19 protein-coding genes are annotated in these 23,833 nt (G+C 57.9%); 11 read left to right on the top strand and 8 right to left on the bottom strand.

The genetic code is table 11. From position 1 onward, the window contains the following. Positions 1 to 4: 4 nt before the first annotated feature. Positions 5 to 1,507 carry a galactofuranose ABC transporter, ATP-binding protein YtfR gene (ytfR, locus tag ACOI6Z_RS20870; RefSeq protein ID WP_008807146.1) on the bottom strand — a complete coding sequence of 501 codons (1,503 nt, stop codon included), beginning with the start codon at positions 1,505 to 1,507 and terminating at the stop codon, positions 5 to 7. A 123-nt stretch (positions 1,508 to 1,630) separates the two neighbouring features. Next, complete coding sequence (gene ytfQ / locus ACOI6Z_RS20865; protein WP_002886769.1) at positions 1,631 to 2,587, bottom strand: galactofuranose ABC transporter, galactofuranose-binding protein YtfQ; 957 nt, start codon at positions 2,585 to 2,587, stop codon at positions 1,631 to 1,633. Positions 2,588 to 2,990: 403 nt separating this feature from the next. On the opposite strand from ytfQ, the gene ppa reads away from it, so the two are divergent. After that, positions 2,991 to 3,521 (top strand): inorganic diphosphatase, encoded by a 531-nt coding sequence (gene ppa / locus ACOI6Z_RS20860; RefSeq protein WP_002886766.1) that lies wholly within the window; start codon positions 2,991 to 2,993, stop codon positions 3,519 to 3,521. A 74-nt stretch (positions 3,522 to 3,595) separates the two neighbouring features. Beyond that, on the top strand, positions 3,596 to 4,783 hold the full coding sequence (locus ACOI6Z_RS20855) for a hypothetical protein (protein ID WP_065812793.1): 1,188 nt from the start codon (positions 3,596 to 3,598) through the stop codon (positions 4,781 to 4,783). A 144-nt stretch (positions 4,784 to 4,927) separates the two neighbouring features. On the opposite strand, the gene ACOI6Z_RS20850 is transcribed toward ACOI6Z_RS20855, so the two are convergent. The 3 genes from ACOI6Z_RS20850 to tamA are packed head-to-tail and all read right to left on the bottom strand — an operon-like array spanning position 4,928 to position 10,781. Then, positions 4,928 to 5,272, bottom strand: a complete 345-nt coding sequence (locus ACOI6Z_RS20850) for a gamma-glutamylcyclotransferase family protein (RefSeq protein WP_002886724.1) — start codon at positions 5,270 to 5,272, stop codon at positions 4,928 to 4,930. 2 nt (positions 5,273 to 5,274) lie between these two features. Then, on the bottom strand, positions 5,275 to 9,051 hold the full coding sequence (gene tamB, locus ACOI6Z_RS20845) for an autotransporter assembly complex protein TamB (protein WP_048296487.1): 3,777 nt from the start codon (positions 9,049 to 9,051) through the stop codon (positions 5,275 to 5,277). Beyond that, positions 9,048 to 10,781, bottom strand: coding sequence for an autotransporter assembly complex protein TamA (gene tamA, locus ACOI6Z_RS20840; protein WP_023291743.1), 1,734 nt, complete (start codon positions 10,779 to 10,781; stop codon positions 9,048 to 9,050). The genes tamB and tamA overlap by 4 nt, the downstream gene beginning before the upstream one ends. A 209-nt stretch (positions 10,782 to 10,990) precedes the next feature. Here tamA and msrA point away from each other — a divergent pair, with 209 nt between their 5' ends. From msrA to araC, 5 genes are all read left to right on the top strand, one after another. Next, positions 10,991 to 11,629: a peptide-methionine (S)-S-oxide reductase MsrA gene (msrA, locus tag ACOI6Z_RS20835; protein ID WP_002886721.1), complete on the top strand. Its 639-nt coding sequence runs from the start codon at positions 10,991 to 10,993 to the stop codon at positions 11,627 to 11,629. Positions 11,630 to 11,809: 180 nt separating this feature from the next. Beyond that, positions 11,810 to 13,147: a hemolysin family protein gene (locus tag ACOI6Z_RS20830; RefSeq protein WP_023291742.1), complete on the top strand. Its 1,338-nt coding sequence runs from the start codon at positions 11,810 to 11,812 to the stop codon at positions 13,145 to 13,147. A gap of 200 nt (positions 13,148 to 13,347) precedes the next feature. Beyond that, the gene (locus ACOI6Z_RS20825) at positions 13,348 to 14,580 is read left to right on the top strand and encodes an oligosaccharide MFS transporter (protein ID WP_032454642.1); all 1,233 of its coding nucleotides are present in this window, start codon (positions 13,348 to 13,350) and stop codon (positions 14,578 to 14,580) included. A gap of 18 nt (positions 14,581 to 14,598) precedes the next feature. Continuing rightward, positions 14,599 to 16,608 (top strand): beta-galactosidase, encoded by a 2,010-nt coding sequence (locus tag ACOI6Z_RS20820; protein WP_117129309.1) that lies wholly within the window; start codon positions 14,599 to 14,601, stop codon positions 16,606 to 16,608. A 30-nt stretch (positions 16,609 to 16,638) separates the two neighbouring features. Continuing rightward, complete coding sequence (araC, locus tag ACOI6Z_RS20815) at positions 16,639 to 17,511, top strand: arabinose operon transcriptional regulator AraC (protein ID WP_023291739.1); 873 nt, start codon at positions 16,639 to 16,641, stop codon at positions 17,509 to 17,511. 61 nt (positions 17,512 to 17,572) lie between these two features. Here the strand turns inward: araC and ACOI6Z_RS20810 are convergent, their stop codons facing one another. Further along, entirely contained in the window at positions 17,573 to 17,779 is a 207-nt protein-coding gene (locus tag ACOI6Z_RS20810) for a DUF1107 domain-containing protein (RefSeq protein ID WP_002886707.1), read from the bottom strand. A gap of 323 nt (positions 17,780 to 18,102) precedes the next feature. On the opposite strand from ACOI6Z_RS20810, the gene ACOI6Z_RS20805 reads away from it, so the two are divergent. Then, a complete protein-coding gene (locus ACOI6Z_RS20805) occupies positions 18,103 to 18,660 on the top strand; it encodes a YtfJ family protein (RefSeq protein ID WP_023291738.1) in 558 nt (185 codons plus the stop codon). On the opposite strand, the gene cysQ is transcribed toward ACOI6Z_RS20805, so the two are convergent. Beyond that, positions 18,650 to 19,393 (bottom strand): 3'(2'),5'-bisphosphate nucleotidase CysQ, encoded by a 744-nt coding sequence (gene cysQ / locus ACOI6Z_RS20800; RefSeq protein WP_023291737.1) that lies wholly within the window; start codon positions 19,391 to 19,393, stop codon positions 18,650 to 18,652. The two genes, ACOI6Z_RS20805 and cysQ, sit on opposite strands and share 11 nt — an antisense overlap. A gap of 192 nt (positions 19,394 to 19,585) precedes the next feature. On the opposite strand from cysQ, the gene ACOI6Z_RS20795 reads away from it, so the two are divergent. After that, on the top strand, positions 19,586 to 21,490 hold the full coding sequence (locus tag ACOI6Z_RS20795; RefSeq protein ID WP_420687511.1) for a bifunctional 2',3'-cyclic-nucleotide 2'-phosphodiesterase/3'-nucleotidase: 1,905 nt from the start codon (positions 19,586 to 19,588) through the stop codon (positions 21,488 to 21,490). A gap of 128 nt (positions 21,491 to 21,618) precedes the next feature. On the opposite strand, the gene ACOI6Z_RS20790 is transcribed toward ACOI6Z_RS20795, so the two are convergent. Next, a complete protein-coding gene (locus ACOI6Z_RS20790) occupies positions 21,619 to 21,990 on the bottom strand; it encodes a winged helix-turn-helix transcriptional regulator (RefSeq protein WP_087824825.1) in 372 nt (123 codons plus the stop codon). 90 nt (positions 21,991 to 22,080) lie between these two features. On the opposite strand from ACOI6Z_RS20790, the gene ACOI6Z_RS20785 reads away from it, so the two are divergent. Both ACOI6Z_RS20785 and ACOI6Z_RS20780 read left to right on the top strand, forming a co-directional pair. Continuing rightward, positions 22,081 to 22,929, top strand: coding sequence for an SDR family oxidoreductase (locus ACOI6Z_RS20785; protein WP_087824826.1), 849 nt, complete (start codon positions 22,081 to 22,083; stop codon positions 22,927 to 22,929). Between the two features lie 78 nt (positions 22,930 to 23,007). Next, a complete protein-coding gene (locus tag ACOI6Z_RS20780) occupies positions 23,008 to 23,832 on the top strand; it encodes an AraC family transcriptional regulator (protein ID WP_023291733.1) in 825 nt (274 codons plus the stop codon). Position 23,833: the final 1 nt, after the last annotated feature.

Raw genomic sequence — 23,833 nt, 5'->3', positions numbered from 1 at the left:
CTCCTTATGCCGCAATTGCGTTCATGATCGCCGGTACAGAGAGCTCGGCGAGCGGGATCTCGGCCACCTGCCGGCGATCGCGCATGATAATGACCCGATCGGCGTAACCCACCAGCTCCTCCAGTTCAGAGGAGATGACCAGCAGCGCCAGGCCATCGGCGCAGAGGGTTTCAATCAGGCGAATGATTTCCGCATGGGCGCCGACGTCGATGCCGCGGGTCGGCTCATCGAGGATCAGGAACTGCGGTTTGGTCAGCAGCCAGCGCGAAAGCAGCACCTTCTGCTGGTTGCCGCCGGAGAGAAACTCGATCGGCTGCTCCGCGCTGGGGGTGCGGATCCCCAGCTGGCGAATAAAGCGCTCGGCGATCTCGTTCTGTTCGCGCCGGGGTATCGGCCGCAGCCAGCCGCGCTGCGCCTGCAGAGCGAGGACGATATTTTCCCGCACCGAGGCGGCGGCGATAATGCCGTCGGTTTTGCGATCCTCCGGACAGAAGCCGATCCCGAGGCAGGAGGCCTGATGCGGAGAACGCAGGGTTTGCGGTTTGCCTTTGATCCACGCCTTCCCGCTGTCCGCCGTTTTAATACCGAAGATCACCTCGGCGGTTTCCGTGCGGCCGGAACCCAACAGGCCGGCGAGGCCAACGATTTCGCCCGGACGCACCTGCAGGTCGAACGGGGCGATGGTGCCTTTTTTACCGTAGCCTTCAAATGCCGCCACCGGCTTATCGCTCAGCAGGGTTCGGCCCGCCCGCTGCAGGGCGTTGTGGTCCAGTTCGCGGCCCAGCATCATTTTCACCAGCTCAATCTGCGGCAGTTCGCGGGTCTCGCGGCAGCCGACGAAGCTGCCGTTGCGCAGCACGGTAATGCGGTCGCTGACCGCATAGACCTGGTCGAGAAAATGGGTGACGAAGATCAGGCTGACGCCGTTATCCCTGAGCTGGCGCATCAGGGTAAACAGCATCTCCACCTCCTGGGTATCGAGGCTGGCGGTGGGCTCGTCGAGGATCAGCACCTTGGCCGACAGGTCGATGGCCCGGCAGATAGCGACGATCTGCTGCATCGCCACTGAAAAGCGGTTCAGCGGCTCGCGCACATCGAGGGAAAAGCCGTAGGAGGCCATCAGCGCCGTCGCCCTGGCCTCCATCTCTTTCCGCCGCAGCAGGCCAAACCGCCGCGGCTCACGGCCGATGAACAGGTTATCCGCCACCGACATATTGGGCAGCAGGTTCACTTCCTGGTAGACAGTGCCGATCCCCAGCTGCTGGGCATGGGCGGTATTTTTCGGGGAAATGGCCTGGCCTTCCAGCCAGATAGTGCCGCGATCGGCATGGTAAACGCCGGTAAGCGCTTTGATCAGCGTCGATTTCCCGGCGCCGTTTTCGCCCAACAGGGCCATGATTTCGCCGCGCCGCAGGCTAAAGTTGACGTTATCCAGCGCCTTAACGCCGGGGAAGAATTTACTGAGTCCTTCGGTGCGAAGGATCTCCTGGTGTGCCTCGGCGCTCATAATCGATATCACCTTCAAATGATGTCAGGTTGCCCCGGTTCGCGCTGTGCTTGCCGGGGTTGCTGGAACGCTGCCTGTTACCCTCTCCGGCTGAGGAGAGGGGCGGGATGAGGGGCTATCCACTCAGTAGCCCATATTTTTCTTCTTCTCTAACTCTTCTTTCGCCGTATCCGGCAGATACAGCGTCGATTTGGTAATGGTCAGCTTCTCCGGCAGGGTGCCGTCTTTTTTGTATTTCTCCAGCGCATCAAACGCCGGGCCGGCCATATTTGGCGTCAGCTCGACGCTGGCGTTGGCTTCGCCGGCGATCATCGCTTTATAGATATCCGGCACGCCGTCGATGGAGCCGGTCAGAATATCTTTGCCCGGCTTCAGGCCAGCTTCTTTAATGGCCTGGATGGCGCCGATGGCCATATCGTCGTTATGAGCGAATACCATGCAGATGTTTTTGCCGTTATTCTCAGCCTTGATAAAGCTCTCCATAACCTCTTTCCCTTTGCTGCGGGTGAAGTCGCCGGACTGAGAGCGGATGATTTTGATATTCGACGCTTTGGCGATGGCGTCAGCGAAGCCTTTCTTACGGTCGATGGCCACGCTGGCCCCGACGGTGCCCTGCAGTTCCACGACGTTACACGGCTTACCGTCGACGGTTTTCACCAGCCAGTCGCCAATCAGTTGACCTTCCAGCACGTTGTTGGCGGTCACGGTGGTCATGTAGAGATCTTTATCTTTCACATCAATAGAACGGTCGAGGAGGAAGACCGGGATTTTGGCCTCTTTCGCCTCTTTCAGCACCGGCTCCCAGCCGGTAGCCACCACCGGCGCAATGAAGATCGCGTCTACCCCCTGGGCGATAAAGGAGCGCACCGCTTTGATCTGGTTTTCCTGTTTTTGCTGACCATCGGCGATCTTCAGCGTGATACCGCGCTTGGCGGCTTCCTCTTTCGCGACGCTGGTTTCTGCCGCACGCCAGCCGGATTCAGAACCGACCTGCGAAAAACCTACGGTTAGCGGGGCAGCTATCGCCATAGACGACATAGCTGCGGAAACTGCTGTGACAAGAAGTAAGCGCTTCCACATAAGGGTATCCTCGTAGGGTTATTGTTGGTTAAAGTCTCACCTGCGGACAAACTATAGACAATCGGTGATGTAACTGAATGCGTTACATCACACTTCAAAAAAGTAAATGAGATGTTAATGACGGCCCCATTGCCCAGCGGAGAGCCGATAAGGCTTCGCAGGGAGCGCGGCTGTTGCGGTTTATGACGTTTTTTTAAGCGGTTTGATAAATCAATCACATGCAATGAAAACGGTTACATAAATTTATTCATGATGTGGCTATGTTTATGGATTTTCATGCCATTATTGCGCGCAAAATTCAGAGCACTCCACGGCGAGATCGGGAAAAAGAAGCGAAGACATTCGATGTGAGTTGGCTATAATACCGAGCACTTGTTTGCCATACATTTTAAAGGAAACAGACATGAGCTTACTCAACGTACCTGCGGGCAAAGATCTGCCGGAAGACATCTACGTCGTGATCGAGATCCCGGCGAACGCAGATCCCATCAAATACGAAGTCGACAAAGAGAGCGGTGCACTGTTCGTTGACCGTTTCATGTCCACTGCGATGTTCTATCCGTGCAACTACGGCTACATCAACCACACCCTGTCTCTGGACGGCGACCCGGTTGACGTGTTGGTCCCGACCCCGTACCCGCTGCAGCCGGGCTCCGTGATCCGCTGCCGTCCGGTTGGCGTTCTGAAGATGACCGACGAATCCGGTGAAGATGCGAAACTGGTTGCGGTACCGCACACCAAGCTGAGCAAAGAATACGATCACATCAACGATGTGAACGACCTGCCGGAACTGCTGAAAGCCCAGATCACTCACTTCTTTGAGCACTACAAAGATCTGGAAAAAGGCAAGTGGGTTAAAGTCGACGGTTGGGACAACGCAGAAGCGGCGAAAGCTGAAATCGTTGCCTCTTTCGAGCGCGCTAAGCAGAAGTAATTCTGTCTCAGGCAGGGTCATACCCTGCCTGATTGCGGCACGGATAGCCGCGATAACACCATGGAGGGTGTCCCGTGAAAAGCGTTCGCTATTTCACTCTTAACTTTTCTGGCTTCACAACCGCCGCCTCTGAAAAACAGGGGTATCTGCGCCTTATCGCCGGCGACCATGTCTTTTATACCGATAAACGCTATTTTAACGCCCCCTCGCTTTTTGACCGCCTGAAGACCCATCAGCCTCTGTATCTCGGCGCCCGCCGCCTGGACAACGGCAGTTACTGGATCCACTGGCTCAGCGATGGCGAAACGCTCCTTGAGCCCAGTCAACGCGTCAAGCGCTGGGCCCGGCCGCTGCTAATTATCAGCCTGCTGACGCTCATCGTCTCCCTTATTCCGCTCCTGGTGGGCGCCTCAGAATGGGCAAAATTCGGCTGCGGCATTATCGCGGTACTGGCCTTCATCGCGCTGTTAACCGGGCTCTGCGAGCGACTGTTCCACCCGGCGCTAAAACGGCACCCCGCCATGCGCGATCTGCTGGCGAAGATGGCGCAGGCCCGCCGCCGCGACTTTTCTTTTTGCCAGCCGCTACCCGCAACGCCGCGGGCCGTCCGCCGGTCGGCGATGCCTTTTACGCATGCCCTGCCGGAACGCTATGCGGTTAAGACAGACATCATCACCGATACCCACTTTAAGAAGTGGTATGCGGGCAATCCTACGCGGGAATATCACGGCCTCGGGATACAATGCGGTTCCCTGCCGCTGGCCTTCTGGTGGCAGGCTGGCTGCGCTAATTTCGCGCTGCATCCTGTTCTCTATCGTCGTCAGCCACCGTTTCTTGCCACTGGCGATCGTATCGTCGCCGTATACGAGCGCGACAGCCGGGCGATCCATGCGCTATACAATGCCAGCGACGGCGCGGCTTATGTAAAAAACCATCCGCTCTATCCTGGACGCAGACAGCTGTCGCTGCTTTATTACCTGTTTTACGGCCTAGCGCTGGTGATGTATCTGCTATTTCTCGGGGTAGAAATCATCAGCGCCCTTCAGTCAGGCCGACGCGTCTGGTGGCAGGTTCAGGATTCACTGGACATGCTGTCCTTATTGTTACTCTGCTTTGGCGGGATACTGGCGGTACTGGAGCTGATTGGCCCAACGGCCTGGTTATTGTCACACCGGGTGGCTGACTGGCTGAAGCTGCGATCGGCGATGCGGCGTTACCTGCGGGAGGCAGCCCCCCAAACCACGCCCGAGGAGGTCATGTAATGTTCAGCACCCCAACACGACGATTATTATTCCTCGCGCTGACGACGCTGGCTTCCACGATGTGGCTGGCGAGAGATTATCTGCCGCTCTGGTAAGAGGCGGGCGCAGAAAAAACAACGCCACCCGAAGGTGGCGCTGTCGTGGTTAATACTGGTCGCGATCCAACCAGTTGCCGTTCGCTATCAACGTACAACCCTCAACGGAACGTTGATAGACATACATCCATGCGCTGCCGTAAGGCGTCTGAATCAGGTGGCGCGCATACTCGCCCCCCTTGGTGCGGAGCGCATCCAGTTCGGCCAGCGTCGATGCATCAATACGATAAACTTCACCATGTACTGTGCCTTCGCCGGGCACCGCGCCTGGATAGTGGCCCAGGCTGTACAGCTGATAATCGTCGACACTATGAGCGCCCAGCCACTGGGCGTTGGTCATCCAGTGGCTGTTGCCTTGTTTGCGTCGTAAACTGCCGTAAACAAATATTCGCATTGCTAAAACTCAAACTGATAGAGCAAATCGAGCGCCTGGTCGATGCCAGACACCGCTTCCACATATAGCTTAGGCATCAGGCGATAACGTAAAGTCAGCGTCGCCAGGGAATCGAAGATACCGACCCCGTATTTTACCTGCAGACCCGGCAGTACATAGCCGCTGACCACCACCTGGGAAGAGTCGCCTACCCCTTCGGTGTCCAACGCCAAATTGCTTACGCCAAACGTCTCGCCGATTTTACCCACAACCTGACCACTTTGTGCAACCCCCATACCAATAAGCATTGAGGTCATCGCGGCGCTATCGCTCTGTCCGCTGCTCAAACCCTGGCCGCGCAGCAGATAAGACAGCGCTTCCTGCTGGGACATAACCGGGTCGGAGAAGATCTCCGCTTTCGGCTGATCGGCGGAGCCGGTGACGCGAACGCCAGCGATCACGTCGTCTTCGGTGGCATCCGGGTTACGAATCGCTTCGATATTCAGCAACGGCTGATCCGGCGGACCGGAGAACAGCAGCTCCCCTTTGCGCACAATCAAATCCTGGCCATAGGCGTGGAAGCGGCCGTCCGGAATATTGATCTGCCCGTTGAGTCCCAGCCCCTGCTTGTCCTGCGCCACTTTCAGATCGCCGGTCAGACGCGCTTTCAGACCGAAGGCTTCCAGACGAACGTTGTTGCCGACGTGGATCGTCAGGTTGCTGTTGATCGGGATCCCGGCGCTCTGCTGCTTAATCGGCTTGAGGTTTTTGTCGAGCATCACTTCGTCCGACGACACGCCGACCGCGCTCTCCGGCACCTCGTTGACCACGATCCGCGCCCAGGGCACATCCACCTTGCCATCGAGGTTGAACAGGCTTGGAGTGGCGGTAAACACCACGTCCGGCGATACATCGAGACGGACCATCGGCGGCACGGTGATCCGCACCCGGCTGCCTTTCGCCGCAATCTGCGCCCGCCAGTTATCGATCTGCGTCCAGTCGGCGTTCCCGCTAAGGGCGATTTGCCCCTGACGGGTGTTCACCGTCCCCTGCAGGGTCGAGCGCGTACCGTTGAAGTTCATCGCCAGCTGGCTCGGCTGCATATCAAACGGCATAAAGTTGCCGTCGATATCCACCCCGCTTAGCTGCATCTGGCCGAACAGCTGCGGACTTTTCACGTTGCCGCCCAGGCGCAGACGGGCGTTGAGCCGTCCCTCCGCCTTTTCACCGCGGGCGAAAATCGGGTTGATCATCGCCAGCGAGAAGTTGCTGATATTGACGTTGCCGCCGAGATTACGCCGCCCCTGCGGGTCGGTGACCTGCACCTGCCCATCCAGCTGGCCATTGTTGGTCAGGCGGATAAGCCAGCCCAGCTCCGCGCGATTGTTGTGCAGATCGGCGCTGAGGTTCAGCGTATCGAACGCCACCGGCAGCGGGGCGTCATTGACCACCTGGGTCACTTTGACGTTGCGCCCGCTGAGGGTCACTTTGCCCTGCGGCAGCCCCTCTTTGGTGGTGTCCCAGCTGACATCGGCATTACCGGTAAACACGCCGCTGGCCTGGGTCGCCTCCGGCATAAACGGCTTAAGCATCGCCAGGTCGAAGCGGTTGAGATTCACCCGCGCCCGCCCGCTGGCGCCCGCGTCAATGGTCTCAGGCACGCAGAGTTCGGCGTTAGGGTTGGTCCAGCAGTGTGGCCCGATGCTGATTTTCTGCTCCTGGTTACGGTAGTCCAGCGCAATACTGCGCGTCAGCGCTACTGGCCCCACCGGCGTCTGGAAGCGGGTATCGCTTAGCGCGCCTCTCCAGCGCTCGGCCTGACGATCGAAGCTGCCCGCCAGCGCCAGCTGGCCGGAAACCGGATCGCCCTGCACCCGCAGCCGCAGCTCATGTTGCTTCTCAGTGCCTTTGGCATTGAGCTGCACCAGGCTGATATTCACCCCCGGCTGGCTGATGCGATCCACCCGCACGTCCAGGTTGCCGCCAATCTGATCGGTGGATTTCACATCCCCTTTGACGTTGACCTGGGCGATGCTCAGCTCCTGCCAGCGCAGCGCCCGGGCGGTGATGTCCGCCAGCAGCTGCGGCGCATCGACAGTGCCGCGCACTTTCACCAGCCCCTTCGCCGTCCCGCCGAGCCCCGGCAGCGCATTATCCAGGTGCGGCGCATCGATGGTGGCGTCGAGATTCAGATCCTTCACCCCCAGCTCGCCTTTGATATCGGCGCTGTTCGGGCCTAACGCCAGATGCAGCCCCGGGATCTTCCACTGCAGATAGCTGTTGCCCTGCAGCGAGCCGGAGACATCCACCTTGTTCTGTTTCACGTTGCCGGTAATTTTCAGCTCCGGCACCGACATCTGCCAGCTGCCGCCGTACAGGCTGCCCTGGGTCTTGATCCTGCCGTTGAGCTTCGACGGCCAGTCCGGCACCTCTTTGGCGGTGTTGATGCCGTCGAGGGTCAGCTCGCCGCGCCAGCTGATCGCCTGCTGCCAGTCGAGGAGCGCCTTCAGCTCGGTTTTCCCTTCCAGGGCATTGACCGTCAGCTTGTCGAGATTGATCTGCCGCTCATTGCCTTTGGCGTTGAGGGCGATTTTCGCCGGCGGCAGCGACTGGCCTTTCACCGCGGTGGAGAAGGCCAGCGCGTAGTCGGTCATTTTGCCGCTGAACTTCAGCTGGACGTCGTCCGCCTGGAACTGCTTCTCGCCGCTGAACGGCCAGGCGAGCTGCTTGCTCTTCAGCTCCATATTGAGCGGCAGCCCGGCCTCCGCCAGCTGCGCGTCCGCCCGCAGCGTGGCCGCTACCGGCCCGCTTAAGTCCACCCCGACCTTAAGCGTTTTACGTATCTCGCCGCCCACCTTCAGCTGCACTTTCTCCCCTTTCATCGGGTCGACGTTCAGCGTTCCGGCGAGGGTGATGTCTACCGGCCAGTTATCCTGCAGCTGGGCGCTGCCCGAGGCGGTGACTTTGCCCTGATCGGAGTCGATGTCGAGGGCGTCGAGCTTCATCTGCCCGTCGATACTGCTGACTTTCAGCAGCAGGTTATACACGGTGATATCGGTATCGCCGGTGAGGCGCAGCTGCTCGCCGCGGAACGCCTCAATATTGAGGTTCAGCGGCAGATGGACGTCGGTCATCGCCGGCAGCACCGGCTGCGAGAAGAGGTCGGTCATCGTCTCGCCGAGCGGTTTTTCCTGCGGCTGCGGGTTGTCGATTTTCGGTTCAACCACCTGCTCCTGCGCCACTTTCGCCACCTTCGGCAGGGCGATCAGCAGCCCCTGCAGCGAGGTCGGCGTCAGGGTCAGGTTTTTCTCCTGCCAGTTCAGGCCGGTGGAAAAATCGCGCACAGAGACCGCGGTATCGTCGATTTTGACGTTGACGTTATGCAGCGCGACGCGGCTGAGGGCGATCGGATAAGGGGTGGAGAGATTCAGCGGCCCGCTGTCCTCTTCCTCGACCGGCGCAGAGGGCGGCATCTTCTTCGTATCGACGGCGACGTAAATATCGCGCAGCGAGATGTCGTTTACGCACAGACTGCTGTCCCACAGGCAGCGCAACCTGACGCTAAGATGAAACTGGCCGGCGGTGACCGCCACGCCGGGCTGCTCATAGCGGACATTATCGAGGGTTAAATCACGCCAGCCGCCGGTCACTTTGCCGATTTCCAGCCCCGGTACCCAGCGATCCGCCGCTTTGAACACCAGATGCAAGCCGGTGGTAGTGCCCACCAGGAACCCGACGGTGCCCAGCAGGAGGACCAACACGATTAAGACGCCGAGGCTTATCTTCTTCCATAAACTCATAATTCAGGCCCCAGACCGATGTAAAACTGTAAACCATGCTCTTCTTTGTCGCCGATTGGCCGGGCGATATCCAGCTTGATCGGCCCCACCGGCGACTGCCAGCGCACGCCCACCCCGGCGCCGGTTTTAAAATCACTTTCGCGAATATCGCTGACCGCTTCGCCGCTATCGACAAACACGGCGCCCCACCATTTGCCGCTGACGTTGTACTGATATTCCAGCGAGCCGGTGGCCAGCTTCGAGGCCCCGATCAGCTTGCCGTCATCGTCCTTCGGCGAGATGGATTTGTATTTATAGCCGCGAATACTGCGATCGCCCCCGGCGAAAAAGCGCAGGTCCGGCGGCACCTTGTCAAAGTTGTCCGCTTCGATCCAGCCCAGGTTGCCGCGCACCACAAAGCGGTGGCGGTCATAGAGGGTACGGATCCAGACGTCCTGGGCCTGCATCACGATGAAGTTGATGTCCGAGCCCCACATGGTGTTGGAGTAGTCCACCGAGTAGCGCTGGGAATCGCCCCAGGTGGGCATCAGGCCGCCGCGGGAGCGAGTGCGGTTCACCGAGACCCCGGGGTAAATCAGCATGGTGGTGTTGGTGACGTTCGCCTGGGTAAAGTGGTCCAGGCTCCAGCGCAGGTTGATCGCCCGCTGCCAGCCGCTCGACATCTCCCAGAAACGCGACAACCCAAGGGTGGTGGAGTCAGCCTGGGTGTCATTGAGATCGGTACGCTTAAAGCCGCCCTGCATCAGATAGTACTGCTCGAGCGGGCTCTTGAGCAGCGGGACTTTATAGGTGAAGTCGAACTGCTGCTCCGGGGCGGAGAGGCTGACGCTGGAGGTCAGGCTGTGGCCATAGGAGTTCATCCACGGTTTTTTCCACGTGGCTTTTACCCGCGGACCGACGTCTGTGGAGTACCCTACCCCGGTTTCCACGGTGTTCTCTTTGCGTGGCGAGACAACGCCCTGCAGAGGCAGCACCTTGGTTTTCCGTGATTTAGCAAAATCAGGCGCCACCACCACCGAACTGAACCACCCGGTCGCCGCCAGGCGGCGGTTTAGCTCGGCCAGGTCCTGAGAGGTGTAGTAGTCGCCCTCTTTAAACGGCACGAGGTTTTGCAGGTATTCATCACGGATTTGCGATCCGGAGAAGGTGACGTGGCCAAAGCGATAGCGTTCGCCGCTGTCGTAATCGATATCCCAGAACGCCTGATGGCGGTCGAGGGAGACCCCCAGCTGGCTTTTATTGAACTCGCTGTCAAAGTAGCCTTTGCGCAGGGCGACGCGGGTCAGGGAGCTCTTGAAACCGTCGTAATCGCCGTGGTTGAGCACCGTCCCGATGGCCGGGCGGGTTTTCAACAGCGCCAGATAGTCGCTGTCGGTGCGGGCGCCGCCGCGCAGAATCACCTCGGTGCCGCCAATGCGCACCGGCTCACCCGGGGTCACTTTGGCGATCAGCACCTGACGGCCCCTTTTCGGCGGCGGACGAAGATCAAATTCAATCGTCGGCTCGTAATACCCCAGCGCTTTCAGACCTTCGCGAATGGCGTCATCGACGCGCGCGCGAAAGCGACGATCCGGCGTGACCTCATCACTCTGGATGGTGGAAAGCTGGGCGCGAACGTTTTTCTCCAGCTCCCCGGATAATCCTTCAACCTGCAAACGCACATTCGCTGCGCTGGCGATCCCGCTGACCAGCAAAAGGCTGGTGACACATAACTGGCGGATTTTTAGCACATTTTCTCCTGAATATCCCTGTTTCCCCCTACAGGAAACACTGGCGCCGCTCCACGGCTTAACAAAACCCTAACAACGTAGGGTTGAAAAAGTGGCAATAACCCAAATAATTCTTATGTATTAATCTAGACGTATTACGCGTATTTATTGTGTTAAAAGACACGCTTCGTTACAACCTTAACGACGATTTCTGTATTGAGAGGCCCACCGTGAGTCTATTTGATAAAACGCATCTTGTCGCCCAGGCGGATGCGCTGCCTGGACGCAATACCCCGATGCCAGTGGCGACGCTCCACGCAGTTAACGGCCACTCGATGACCAACGTCCCGGCGGGGATGGAAGTCGCGCTGTTCGCCATGGGCTGCTTCTGGGGAGTTGAACGTCTGTTCTGGCAATTGCCGGGGGTTTACAGCACCGCCGCCGGCTACACTGGCGGCTATACGCCCAATCCGACCTATCGCGAAGTGTGCAGCGGCCAGACCGGTCACGCGGAAGCGGTGCGCGTGGTCTACGATCCGCAGGTCATCAGCTATGAGCAGTTATTGCAGGTGTTCTGGGAAAATCACGACCCGGCGCAGGGAATGAGACAGGGTAACGACCACGGCACCCAGTACCGTTCGGCGATTTACCCGTTGACGCCGGAACAGACGGAAGCGGCAAAGGCCAGCCTCGCGCGCTTCCAGGCGGCGATGAACGACGCGCACGATACCCGGCACATCACCACCGAGATCGCCACCGCCAAACCGTTCTACTATGCCGAGGACGATCACCAGCAGTATCTGTATAAGAACCCGCACGGCTATTGCGGCATCGGCGGCATTGGCGTCTGCCTGCCGCCTCAGGCGTAATTCTGATTTCCGCCTCAACAGCGAGGCGGTTAATGAACGCTCTGGCGGCTTTACATTCCCTTACGCTATACTACCCAGTGTGACAGCCGGTCCAGCGCCTTCGGACCGGTTTTTTATGTATTCCACATTTGAGTTATCAACTTCCCTTCCGAGGATCTGACCTCAACGGTCAGAAAAGATATGTTAAACAGTATTTTAGTAATACTCTGTCTGATAGCCGTCAGTGCCTTTTTTTCGATATCGGAAATCTCACTGGCCGCCTCACGTAAAATCAAACTGAAACTGCTGGCCGATGAAGGCAACGTCAACGCACAGCGGGTGCTGAAGATGCAGGAGAACCCGGGCACCTTCTTTACCGTTGTGCAGATTGGCCTTAACGCCGTCGCCATTCTGGGCGGTATCGTGGGCGACGCGGCCTTCTCCCCGGCGTTTTATAGCCTGCTCAGCGGGTATATGTCACCGGAGCTCTCCGAGCAGCTGAGCTTCATCATCTCTTTTACCCTGGTCACCAGCTTGTTCATCCTGTTTGCTGACCTGACTCCGAAACGCATCGGTATGATTGCGCCCGAAACCGTGGCCCTGCGCATCATCAACCCGATGCGCTTCTGCCTGTTAGTCTTCCGCCCGCTGGTGTGGTTGTTTAACGGCATGGCTAATATGATCTTCCGCATCTTCAAACTGCCGATGGTGCGGAAAGACGATATCACCTCCGACGATATCTATGCCGTGGTTGAGGCCGGCGCGCTGGCCGGGGTGCTGCGCAAGCAGGAGCATGAGCTGATTGAGAACGTGTTCGAGCTGGAGTCCCGCACCGTTCCTTCCTCCATGACCCCGCGTGAAAGCGTCATTTGGTTTGATTTGCATGAAGACGAGCAGAGCCTGAAGAATAAAGTGGCCGAGCATCCGCACTCGAAGTTCCTCGTCTGTAATGAAGATATCGACCATATTATCGGCTACGTCGATTCCAAAGATCTGCTGAACCGCGTGCTGGCGAACCAGAGCCTGGTGCTGACCGGCGGCGTGCAGATCCGCAACACGCTGATCGTCCCGGATACCCTGACCCTCTCCGAAGCGCTGGAAAGTTTCAAAACCGCCGGGGAAGACTTCGCGGTGATCATGAATGAATATGCGCTGGTGGTCGGGATCATCACCCTTAACGACGTGATGACGACTTTGATGGGCGATCTCGTCGGCCAGGGGCTGGAAGAGCAGATCGTCGCTCGCGATGAAAACTCGTGGCTGATCGATGGCGGTACGCCGATTGATGACGTGATGCGCGTGCTGGATATCGACGAGTTTCCGCAGTCCGGGAACTACGAGACCATCGGCGGCTTTATGATGTTTATGCTGCGTAAAATCCCCAAGCGCACCGACGCGGTGAAGTTCTCCGGCTATAAGTTCGAGGTCGTGGATATCGACAACTACCGTATCGACCAGCTGCTGGTGACCCGCATCGATAACAAGCCAACGGTGCTGGTGCCCAAGCAGTCGGAAGCGGCGGAAAGCCAGAACGCCTGAGCATCATCTTTTCTCTCTCTTAAGGGCGGATGATCATCCGCCCTTTTTATTGCCCGAATGTGAAGCGGCTCACGCCCCTCTGCCGATAGCAGATTATTACTGCTCCATAGCGAAACGTTCATGACTCCCCCGTGCGCAAAAAGGTAACGTTGCTCGCGTCTACACGATCATATTCCTGAATAAAGGAAGCGAGGGTTACCATGATAACGTCGAATAAAAATTACTTTATCAGCTGTCTGTTTTTCCTGTTTTTCTTTATAGGCTGGGGATGCTGCTACCCCTATTTATCACTGTGGTTAACGGAAACCATCGGTATTAACTACACGGACGTCGGTCTGGTTTATTCTTTCACCGCCATTGTGGCCGTCTGCGTTCAGCCATTATTCGGTTTTATATCGGATAAGCTGGTGTATCGTAAGAATTTGATGTGGATGCTGGCGATCATTATCACCTTATTCGCCCCATACTGGATCTATGTCTTCGCGCCTCTGTTAAAAATAAATGTGTTCCTCGGCGCACTGGCTGGCGGCCTCTATATTGGCATGGCCTACGGCGCAGGCTGCGGGATTTGCGAAGCCTACATCGATAAGGTCAGCCGCGCCTCCGGCTTCGAATTTGGTCGGGCGAGGATGTTCGGCGGCATCGGCGCCGCGATCGGCACCTTTGCGGCAGGAAAGCTCTACGGCATCGATCAGAACATGATTTTCTGGCTGGCCAGCGCGGCAGGTGTCTGCCTGCTGGTGATTGTCTGGAAAATGCAGATCAGCACCCATCAGCAGCAGGGGCTACTGTCTGGCAAAACGTCTCCGGTCACCCTCCGCGATGCCGCCTCGCTGCTGAAAATTAAAAAATTCTGGTTCTTCGCGCTCTATGTGATTGGCGTGGGCGCGGTCTATGAAACCTATGACCAGCAGTTCGCTATCTACTACAGCCACTTTTTTGAGAGTAAAGCCCGGGGCGCAGAAGTCTTCGGTTATTTAACGACAGGACAGATTTTCCTTGATGCCGTCGTCATGTTCTTTGCGCCGTGGTTTGTGAATAAAATCGGCCCCAAAAATGCGCTGTTATACTGCGGGCTGATTATGAGCTTGCGCATTATCGGTTCCGCGTGGGCTATTGGCCCGATATCCATCAGCCTGATTAAACTTCTCCATGGATTTGAAAGCTCGGTGTTACTCGTCGCGGCGCTTAAATATATTACCGCTAACTTTAACCCCCTGCTTTCAGCGACGGTTTACTTAATTGGTTTTCAGTTTTCAAAAAGCTTTAGCTCTATTTTCCTCTCCACCGGCATCGGCCATATGTACCAGAGAATGGGCTTTACCAGCAGCTATATCGTGCTGGGAAGTATCGCCCTGTGCTTCACGCTCATTTCGTTTATCACGCTGGATAAAGCGCGCGTGTTCTCTTCACAACCTGTGCCCGCGAATTAATGTCAGGAGGTAGTCTGCATGTCTCAGTTATTTTATGGCGTGGCGTATTACGATGAATATATGCCGGAAGATCGGCTGGCCAAGGATATTGCCTTAATGCGCGAAACCGGCATTAACGTGGTGCGTATCGCCGAGTCCACATGGAGTACGCTGGAGCCCGAAGAGGGCCAGTACAATTTCTACCATATCGACCGGGTGCTGGCGGCGATGCATGAGGCCGGCATCGCGGTCATCGTCGGGACGCCGACCTACGCGGTCCCGGCCTGGCTGGCGGCGAAACATCCCGATATTCTGGTCACCACCGTCACAGGGCAGCAAAAGTATGGCCCACGGCAGATCATGGATATCGTCAACCCGACCTTTCGCCGCTATGCCGAAAAAATTATCCGCACGCTGATGGCGCATGTGCAGCACCATCCGGCAATTATCGGCTGGCAACTGGATAACGAAACCAAGCATTACGACAATATCGGCCGCTATATGCAGGAGGGCTTTGTGCGCAGCCTGCAGGAGAAATATCCTGACCTCCGGCAGCTAAATCACGATTTCGGTCTGGATTACTGGAGCAACCGCATTGACCGCTGGCAGGATTTTCCGCCGGTGGAAAATACCATCAACGCCAGCCTCGCCTGCGCCTTTTTCCGTTATCAGCGCCAGCAGGTCACCGAGTATCTGGCCTGGCAGGCGGAGATCGTGCGCGAGTACGCCCAGCCGCACCAGTTCGTCACCCACAACTTCGATTTTGAATGGCGCGGTTACTCTTACGGCGTGCAGCCGCGGGTCGACCATTTTGCGGCAGCGCAGGCACTGGATATCGCCGGTGTTGATATCTATCACCCGAGCCAGGCGCACCTGACCGGGCGGGAAATCGCCTTCGGCGGCGCCATCACCCGCTCGCTTAAGCCGGGCCAGAACTACTTCGTGCTGGAAACGCAGGCGCAGGGTTTCGCCCAGTGGACTCCCTTCCCGGGCCAGCTGCGCCTGCAGGCGTTCAGCCATATCGCCTCCGGCGCCGCCATGGTCTCCTACTGGCATTGGCATTCAATTCATAACGCCTTCGAAACCTACTGGAAGGGGCTGCTCAGCCACGACTTCTCGCGTAATCCGACCTGGCAGGAGGCCACCACTATCGGGGCTGACTTTGCCCGCCTGTCGCCGCAGCTGGCGGAGCTGAAGGCCGAAAACGACGTTGCGCTGCTGATAAGCAATGAGGCAATGGACGCCCTTAACCAGTTCCGCCCCGGCGACGCCGAGGGCAATATTTATAACGATATTTTCCGCCGCTTCCACGATGCGCTGTATGACCACAATATCAGCCTCGATATCATCCACGACGTCAACGAGGAGACTTCTCGCTACCGGGTGCTGATCGTTCCCGGCCTGTACGCTGCCGATGATGGCCTGCTGGCGCGTATCAACCACTATATCGCCGAGGGCGGCAGAGCGCTTATCGGCTTTAAATCGGGCTTTAGCGATGAAAACGTCAAAGTGCGCCGCAGCGCGCAGCCTGGGATCCTGCGGCAGAGCTGCGGCGTCAGCTACAGCCAGTTCACCCTGCCGGAAGGGACAACGGTAAGCTCATGCTGCGCGGATATTGATTGCCGCAACGACAATCAGGCGGAGCTGTGGATGGAGCTGCTGACGCCCGATGCCGGGACCCGCACTCTGCTGCGCTATCAGCATCCGGCATGGGGCGAGTACGCGGCCGCCACCGAAGCGGATTATGGCCGGGGACGAGCGATGTACGTTGGCTTCCTGCCGCAGAAGCGATTGATTAGCCAGCTGTTTGATGTACTCACTGCCGATCTCGCATTGTGCTCGCGCACTTCCGCCTATCGCTACCCATTAGTGGTCAAAAAGATGCGTAATCGCGCCGGGAAAACCATCCACTTCCTGTTCAATTACTCTGGCGAGACGCTCGATTTCGGTAGCGAAACGGCGGGGAACGACCTGCTGAGCGGGAAAACAGTGCGCTGCGGCCAGCCGTTGCGCCTCAGGGCATGGGAATTTACTATCATCGAAAGGTAATGACGCTGCGACGCTCAGGTGGGAGAGAGAATGGAACTTGATATCAATGAGCTACTCAATTTCTCGCCATTGATGAAAACCTTTACCTTCAATGCCTGGGTTGTCGCGGGCTTCACGCCGATCACCCGCGGCTCCAAACTGGACTACTACATTAATCGTCCGCAGGGGATGAAAGGTTACATCATCAATCTGACCCTGCGTGGCCAGGCGCGGGCGAAAGCGGGCGATGGCTTTCTTCTGTGTCGGGAAAACGATCTGCTGCTGTTTCCCCCCGGCGTGCCTCATCATTACGGCAGAGACGAACACAGCGAGTATTGGGACCATCTCTGGATCTACTTTATTCCCCGCCCCTACTGGATAGACTGGCTAAAATGGGACCAAACCACGCACGGCATCGGCAAAACGACCGTTGCTGACCCCGACCAACTCCAGCACCTGCGCGATCTGTTCCATGAAGTGATACGCCACCACTCGGCCTCCGCGCCGCTGTCGGAAGCGCTGGCGATGAACGCCCTGGAAAGGTTGATCCTCCGCTGTTTTCAGCAACAGCCCATCAGCAACCGCCACGCCCACGATCCGCGAATTAACGCCGTCTGCGACTACCTTAACGCCCATATCGCGCAAGAGGTAAAAATCGAGACCCTGGCGGCGATGGTATTTATCTCTCCTTCACGTCTGGCGCACCTTTTCAAAAATGAGCTGGGGCAGACGGTATACGCCTGGCGGGAAGCTCAGCGCATCAACCGCGCCAGGTGGCTCATTCAGAGCACCACACTCCCGCTTAACAAGATTGCCTTATCGGTGGGTTACAGCGATCCGGTCTATTTCACCCGCTTGTTCCGTAAACATAACGGCATTCCACCGGGGGAGTATCGCAAACGCTATGCGGAGATGAAGGGCTGAAAACATCAACGGCCCCCATCGGGAGCCGTCTTTTACCTACTACGTACTGCTACGTGTCAGGTTATGCCATCTCAGTTTGCAGACGCAACACCTGACGATTGACTTCGGACATCACTGACAGATGCAGCTTGTCCTTGACCTTCGGGATAAGGATTTTGCCCTTATCAAATTCAAATGCGCCAACGTCCTTGATGTACAACCGTCCACGAAACAGGATCTTCACGTACTTCGCCACTTGCAGCGGATTGTAGCGTTGGAAAATTTTCATTCTTCTCTCCTGCCAGGGTTACGCTCCTGTGGTGCCACAGTTAGCCCACGTATCGGGAGCGCAAATTTTAATGCCCTAAAACTATAGTCCAGAATCTCAGAGGGACCCAGTGTGTATAAGTTTATTTACCGTTTGATGACAATAATTCAGAATTTTCGTTTCGGACATACGATGAAGTAAGTATAAGTCGCCGTTTTTCGACTAATTTGTGCGTCAACACGCAAACTGGCATCCTCATTGCGGGTAATCGTCGCCAATCGCACTTATCATTAAACGAGACCAAGTGGTCGGATCACCTGCACAAAAATGATTAAGGATTCCGCATGACCCTACGTAGCATACTGGCCGCCTCGTTACTCCTCTTCCCGCTGCTGGCCTCAGCGCATAACTTTGTCGACGGCCAGCGCGTGGCGCCGGTCGGCGTCGCGGATCGGGGCGAACTTATTCTGGATAATGATAAGTTTAGCTATAAAAACTGGAATAGCTCTCAGCTGGTGGGAAAAGTGCGAGTCATCCAGCACATCGCTGGTCGCTCGTCAGCAAAAGAGAAAAATGCCAACCTGATCGAGGCGATTAAAGCGGCGAGTTTCCCACACGATCGCTATCAGACCACCACCATTGTCAATACCGACGATGCCATCCCGGGCACCGGCATGTTCGTGCGCAACAGTATCGAGAGTAATAAACAGCTCTTCCCGTGGTCGCAATTTATCGTCGACAGCAACGGGCTGGTGCGGAAAGCCTGGCAGCTGGACGAGAAGAGCTCCGCGATTGTGGTGCTGGATAAGAGCGGGCGCGTACAGTGGGCCAAAGACGGCGCGCTCACCCAGCAGGAGGTGCAGCAGGTGATCGACCTGCTGCGTAAGCTGCTTAATAAATAGAGACCCGGAAGCCGGGGTTGAGGAAGGATTCACGCGGCGTGTAGTCGAGGGTTTTCCCCTGCCAGTCGTGAACATGCGCCCCGGCGGCGACCGCGACCGCATGGCCGGCGGCGGTGTCCCAGGTGCTGGTCGGCCCGAAGCGCGGATAGAGCTGGGCCTGACCTTCCGCCACCAGGCAGAACTTCAGCGAGGAGCCGATAGAGGTGGTCTGGTGCTCGCCCAGCTGCTCAAGGTACTCCTGCAGCTCCGGATCGTTGCCATGGGAGCGGCTGATCACCACCAGCGGCGGACGGGCATCGCGGACCTGGATCTGCTTGCGCACGCCGCACTCTTCTTTCCAGGCTTTGCCTTTTTCCGCGCTGTACATCACTTTCATCACCGGCGCGTAGACCACGCCCAGCGTCGGCTTGCCGTTTTCAATCAGCGCGATATTGACAGTGAACTCGCCGTTACGCTTAATAAATTCTTTGGTGCCGTCCAGCGGGTCGACCAGCCAGTAGCGCTGCCAGTGCTGACGCACTTCCCAGGCCGGCGGGTCCTCTTCCGACAAAACAGGAATGGTGGCATCCAGCGCCTGCAGGCCGCTGACAATGACTTTATGCGCCGCGATATCCGCCGCCGTGACCGGAGAATCATCTTTCTTGCTGGCGACGTTGATCGGTTGGTTTCCATCGTAAACTTCCATGATGGCATCGCCCGCGTTCCGTGCAAGCTGACATACTTGTTCTAACATTCTCCACCTCGTCTGGTTACAGTGGCGTTAACTCGTTGTTTTATTTATATCGCATCACCGCAAGTTCCGCTATCTGTGATAACGATGGCGGTTTCGCTGCCCACTTTTCTGGCAAGATTCACATTTCTGTAAGCAACAGAATATAAATACATTTTCTTCTGTGCTATCGCTCATAAAAAAAGGACGCCTCTGATGATTAAGTTTAGCGCAACGCTCCTGGCCACGCTGATCGCCGCCAGCGTCAGCGCCGCAACGGTCGACCTGCGGATCATGGAAACCACCGATCTGCACAGCAATATGATGGACTTTGACTATTACAAAGATGCCGCCACGGAGAAATTCGGCCTGGTGCGTACCGCCACCCTGATCGAACAGGCGCGGGCAGAAGCGAAAAACAGCGTACTGGTGGATAACGGGGATGTGATCCAGGGGAGCCCGCTGGGCGACTACATGGCCGCTAAGGGGCTAAAAGAGGGCGATGTTCATCCGGTGTATAAGGCGATGAACACCCTGAATTATGCCGTCGGCAACCTGGGCAACCATGAATTCAACTACGGCCTCGACTTCCTGCACAAAGCGCTGGCCGGGGCGAAATTCCCCTACGTGAACGCCAATATCATCGATGCCAAAACCGGCAAACCGCTGTTCACCCCCTACCTGATCCAGGACACCCCGGTTCAGGACAGCGACGGTCAATCCCATACCCTGCGCATCGGCTATATCGGCTTTGTGCCGCCGCAGATCATGACCTGGGATAAAGCCAATCTTAGCGGCAAAGTGACGGTCAACGACATTACCGAAACCGCGCGCAAATATATCCCGGAGATGCGGGCGAAAGGCGCCGACCCGTATCAGGCGATGGCCGAGAACTCGGTCTACTACTTAAGCCAGGTGCCCGGCGTTGACGCCATCATGTTCGGCCACGCCCACGCGGTGTTCCCCGGCAAAGACTTCGCCAACATTAAAGGCGCGGATATCGCCAGAGGGACGCTGAACGGCGTGCCGGCGGTAATGCCGGGAATGTGGGGCGATCACCTCGGGGTGGTCGATCTGGTGCTGAACAACGACAGCGGAAAATGGCAGGTGACTCAGAGTAAAGCGGAAGCGCGGCCAATCTACGACGCGGTGGCGAAGCAATCGCTGGCGGCGGAAGACGGCAAGCTGGTGGCGGTGCTGAAAGCCGATCACGACGCCACTCGCGAGTTCGTCAGTCAGCCGATCGGCAAGTCCGCCGACAACATGTACAGCTATCTGGCGCTGGTGCAGGACGACCCGACGGTGCAGGTGGTCAACATGGCGCAAAAAGCCTACGTCGAACACTACATTCAGGGCGACCCGGATCTGGCGAAACTGCCGGTGCTCTCCGCCGCCGCGCCGTTTAAAGTCGGCGGGCGTAAAAACGATCCGGCGAGCTTCGTGGAAGTGGAAAAAGGCCAGCTCACCTTCCGCAACGCCGCCGACCTCTATCTCTACCCGAACACCCTGGTGGTGATGAAGGTCAGCGGGAAGGAGGTCAAGGAGTGGCTGGAGTGCTCGGCCGGGCAGTTTAACCAGATAGACCCGGCCAGCAGCAAGCCGCAGTCGCTGATCAACTGGGACGGCTTCCGCACCTATAACTTCGACGTGATTGACGGGGTGAACTACCAGATCGACGTCAGCCAGCCGGCCCGCTACGACGGCGAGTGCCAGATGATCCATCCGCAGGCAGAGCGCATCAAGGGCCTGACCTTCAATGGCAAACCGGTCGATCCGCAGGCCACTTTCCTGGTCGCCACCAATAACTATCGCGCTTACGGCGGTAAATTCGCCGGCACCGGCGAAAGCCATATCGCCTTTGCCTCACCGGATGAAAACCGTTCGGTGCTGGCGGCGTGGATTGGCGCGCAATCGAAGAAGGATGGCGCGATCCATCCGGCGGCGGATAACAACTGGCGCCTGGCGCCGATCCACAGTAAGACGCCGCTGGATATTCGTTTTGAGACCTCGCCTGGCGACAAAGCCGCGGCGTTTATCAAAGAGAAAGCCCAGTATCCGATGCGCCAGGTGGCCGCCGATGATATCGGCTTCGCCATTTATCAGCTGGATTTGAGTCAGTAATGCCTGTTCCCCGGTGGCGCTGCGCTTACCGGGGCTACAAACCGGAGCTGACGGGTAGCCCGGATAAGGCGCCAGCCGCTATCCGGGTACATCTCCCCGGTGGCGGGGCTACAGGGAGTGATACATTTTCACTCCCCGTGGCTCGCCAGCACCGCGGGCAGATTAACCTCGATCCAGTCCGCCAGGGCGGCCACCTTATCGCTCACCTGCAGACCGAGCGGCGTCAGGCTATATTCAACGTGCGGCGGCACCACCGGATAAGAGACGCGGTCGATAAAACCATCCTGCTCCAGGGCCTGCAGCGACTGCGCCAGCATCTTTTCGCTGACCCCGCCCATTTTGCGCCGCAGATCGCTGAAGCGATGGGTCCCCTCGCGCAGCGCCACCAGAATCAACACGCCCCAGCGACTGGTGACATGTTTAAGCACATCGCGCGACGGGCACTGTTCCGCAAACAGGTTGCCGTTGCGCAGTTTCTCGCTCAGCGTCGGTTCGGCCATTTTCACACTTACCTTTTTGTACGTACTTACTAAAAGTTAGTTAAGGTGTTAGCTTACCACAACTGCCAATAAACACGAAGGAGAAGACCCATGATCGCCCTTACCGGTGCCACCGGCCAGCTTGGCCACTACGTTCTGCAAGACCTGCTTAAAACCGTTCCTGCCAGCCAGATTGTGGCGATTGTCCGCAACCCGGCCAAAGCCCAGGCGCTCAGCCAGCAGGGCGTCGTCGTCCGCCAGGCCGACTATAGCGACGAAGCGGCATTGACCGCCGCGCTGCAGGGTGTGAATAAACTGCTGTTAATCTCCTCCAGCGAAGTCGGCCAGCGTGCCGTACAGCACCGTAACGTCATCAACGCCGCCAAAGCCGCTGGGGTGACATTCATCGCCTATACCAGCCTGCTGCACGCCGACACTTCGCCGCTGGGCCTGGCCGCAGAGCATATTGAAACCGAGCAGATGCTGGCCGACTCTGGCATCGCTTACGCCCTGCTGCGCAATGGCTGGTATACCGAAAACTATCTGGCCAGCGCGCCGCCGGCGCTGGAGCACGGCGTGTTTATCGGCGCCGCCGGCGAAGGTAAAATTGCCTCCGCTACCCGCGCGGATTATGCCGCCGCGGCCGCCCGCGTTATCGCCGGTGAAGGCCATGCAGGGAAAGTTTACGAACTGGCGGGCGATAACGCCTGGACGCTGAGCGACCTGGCTGCCGAGCTGAGCACGCACAGCGGGAAAAACGTGGTCTATCAGAACCTCAGCGAAGCCGACTTCGCCGCCGCGCTGAAAAGCGTCGGCCTGCCGACGGGTCTGGCGGATATGCTGGCGGACTCCGACGTCGGCGCCTCGAAAGGCGGGCTGTTTGACGACAGCCACACCCTGAGTACATTGATTGGCCGTCCGACCACTTCCCTTGCCGAAAGCGTGAAAGGCATGCTGTAACCGCCCCTCTCAGCTTTTGCGGTTGCGTCCCGGCGGTTCCTCTCTCATATTGAAGAGATCAACCGTCGGGAGGCAGGCATGCAGGGCGTACCACCCCAATTTAGTGATGAAAAAGATCGTGCGCGCTTTCGCCATCTCGAACAGCTGCCCGGGGTGGAGCTTTACCACGCCCATATCTCCCGCTACGCCTTTGAACCCCATACTCACGAAGCCTTCGGCATCGGCGTGATTGAGCAAGGCGCCGAGCGCTTTCGCTACCGTGGCAGCCAGCATATCGCCGCCGCCAACGCTATTGTCACCATGAATCCCGACGAGCTGCACACCGGCGAAGCGGAAACCGCCGACGGCTGGCGCTACCGGATGATTTATCTGGAGCCGGACCGTCTGGAAGCCATCACCGGGGTGCGCGACTGGTGGTTCAGCGAGGTGGTCCGCGAGGATCCCCTGCGGTCCCGGCGGATTGGCCAGCTAATATATGGCCTGTGGCACAGCGACGATGCGCTGGCCCAGCAGGGAATGCTGCTCGACCTCATCGACACCTTCCGCCCTCTGGCCCACCATGCCTCGGCGCAGGGCGAGACAGGACATCGCTTCGACCGCGTGCGCGACTACCTGCACGATAACTATATGCGCCCCATCACCCTCGACGAGCTGGCTCAGGTGGCGGCGCTTAGCCCGTACCACTTTCAGCGCCAGTTTAAAGCCCACTATCATGTGACGCCCCATCAGATGTTGATGGCCATCCGCCTGTGGCGCGCCAAGGCGTTTCTCACCCACGGCATGCCCGCCGCCGAAGTGGCGATAGCCGTCGGCCTTACCGACCAGTCTCACCTGACCCGCGCCTTCACCCAGCGTTACGGCATTACGCCGGTACGCTATCAGAAGCAGGTCGCCAGGCGCTGAT

Source organism: Klebsiella sp. C239, assembly GCF_048822715.1.
GTDB lineage: Bacteria > Pseudomonadota > Gammaproteobacteria > Enterobacterales > Enterobacteriaceae > Klebsiella > Klebsiella quasipneumoniae.
The sequence above is the reverse complement of the archived record's forward strand: the minus strand, read 5'-3'. Positions and strand labels throughout refer to the sequence as shown.

Excerpts from the sequence above, each read along its gene's own strand:
- ytfR (WP_008807146.1), bottom strand. The coding sequence starts at position 1,507 with ATGAGCGCCGAGGCACACCAGGAGATCCTTCGCACCGAAGGACTCAGT.
- ytfQ (WP_002886769.1), bottom strand. The coding sequence starts at position 2,587 with ATGTGGAAGCGCTTACTTCTTGTCACAGCAGTTTCCGCAGCTATGTCG.
- ppa (WP_002886766.1), top strand. The coding sequence starts at position 2,991 with ATGAGCTTACTCAACGTACCTGCGGGCAAAGATCTGCCGGAAGACATC.
- ACOI6Z_RS20850 (WP_002886724.1), bottom strand. The coding sequence starts at position 5,272 with ATGCGAATATTTGTTTACGGCAGTTTACGACGCAAACAAGGCAACAGC.
- tamB (WP_048296487.1), bottom strand. The coding sequence starts at position 9,051 with ATGAGTTTATGGAAGAAGATAAGCCTCGGCGTCTTAATCGTGTTGGTC.
- ACOI6Z_RS20830 (WP_023291742.1), top strand. The coding sequence starts at position 11,810 with ATGTTAAACAGTATTTTAGTAATACTCTGTCTGATAGCCGTCAGTGCC.
- ACOI6Z_RS20825 (WP_032454642.1), top strand. The coding sequence starts at position 13,348 with ATGATAACGTCGAATAAAAATTACTTTATCAGCTGTCTGTTTTTCCTG.
- ACOI6Z_RS20820 (WP_117129309.1), top strand. The coding sequence starts at position 14,599 with ATGTCTCAGTTATTTTATGGCGTGGCGTATTACGATGAATATATGCCG.
- araC (WP_023291739.1), top strand. The coding sequence starts at position 16,639 with ATGGAACTTGATATCAATGAGCTACTCAATTTCTCGCCATTGATGAAA.
- ACOI6Z_RS20810 (WP_002886707.1), bottom strand. The coding sequence starts at position 17,779 with ATGAAAATTTTCCAACGCTACAATCCGCTGCAAGTGGCGAAGTACGTG.
- ACOI6Z_RS20805 (WP_023291738.1), top strand. The coding sequence starts at position 18,103 with ATGACCCTACGTAGCATACTGGCCGCCTCGTTACTCCTCTTCCCGCTG.
- cysQ (WP_023291737.1), bottom strand. The coding sequence starts at position 19,393 with ATGTTAGAACAAGTATGTCAGCTTGCACGGAACGCGGGCGATGCCATC.
- ACOI6Z_RS20795 (WP_420687511.1), top strand. The coding sequence starts at position 19,586 with ATGATTAAGTTTAGCGCAACGCTCCTGGCCACGCTGATCGCCGCCAGC.
- ACOI6Z_RS20790 (WP_087824825.1), bottom strand. The coding sequence starts at position 21,990 with ATGGCCGAACCGACGCTGAGCGAGAAACTGCGCAACGGCAACCTGTTT.
- ACOI6Z_RS20785 (WP_087824826.1), top strand. The coding sequence starts at position 22,081 with ATGATCGCCCTTACCGGTGCCACCGGCCAGCTTGGCCACTACGTTCTG.
- ACOI6Z_RS20780 (WP_023291733.1), top strand. The coding sequence starts at position 23,008 with ATGCAGGGCGTACCACCCCAATTTAGTGATGAAAAAGATCGTGCGCGC.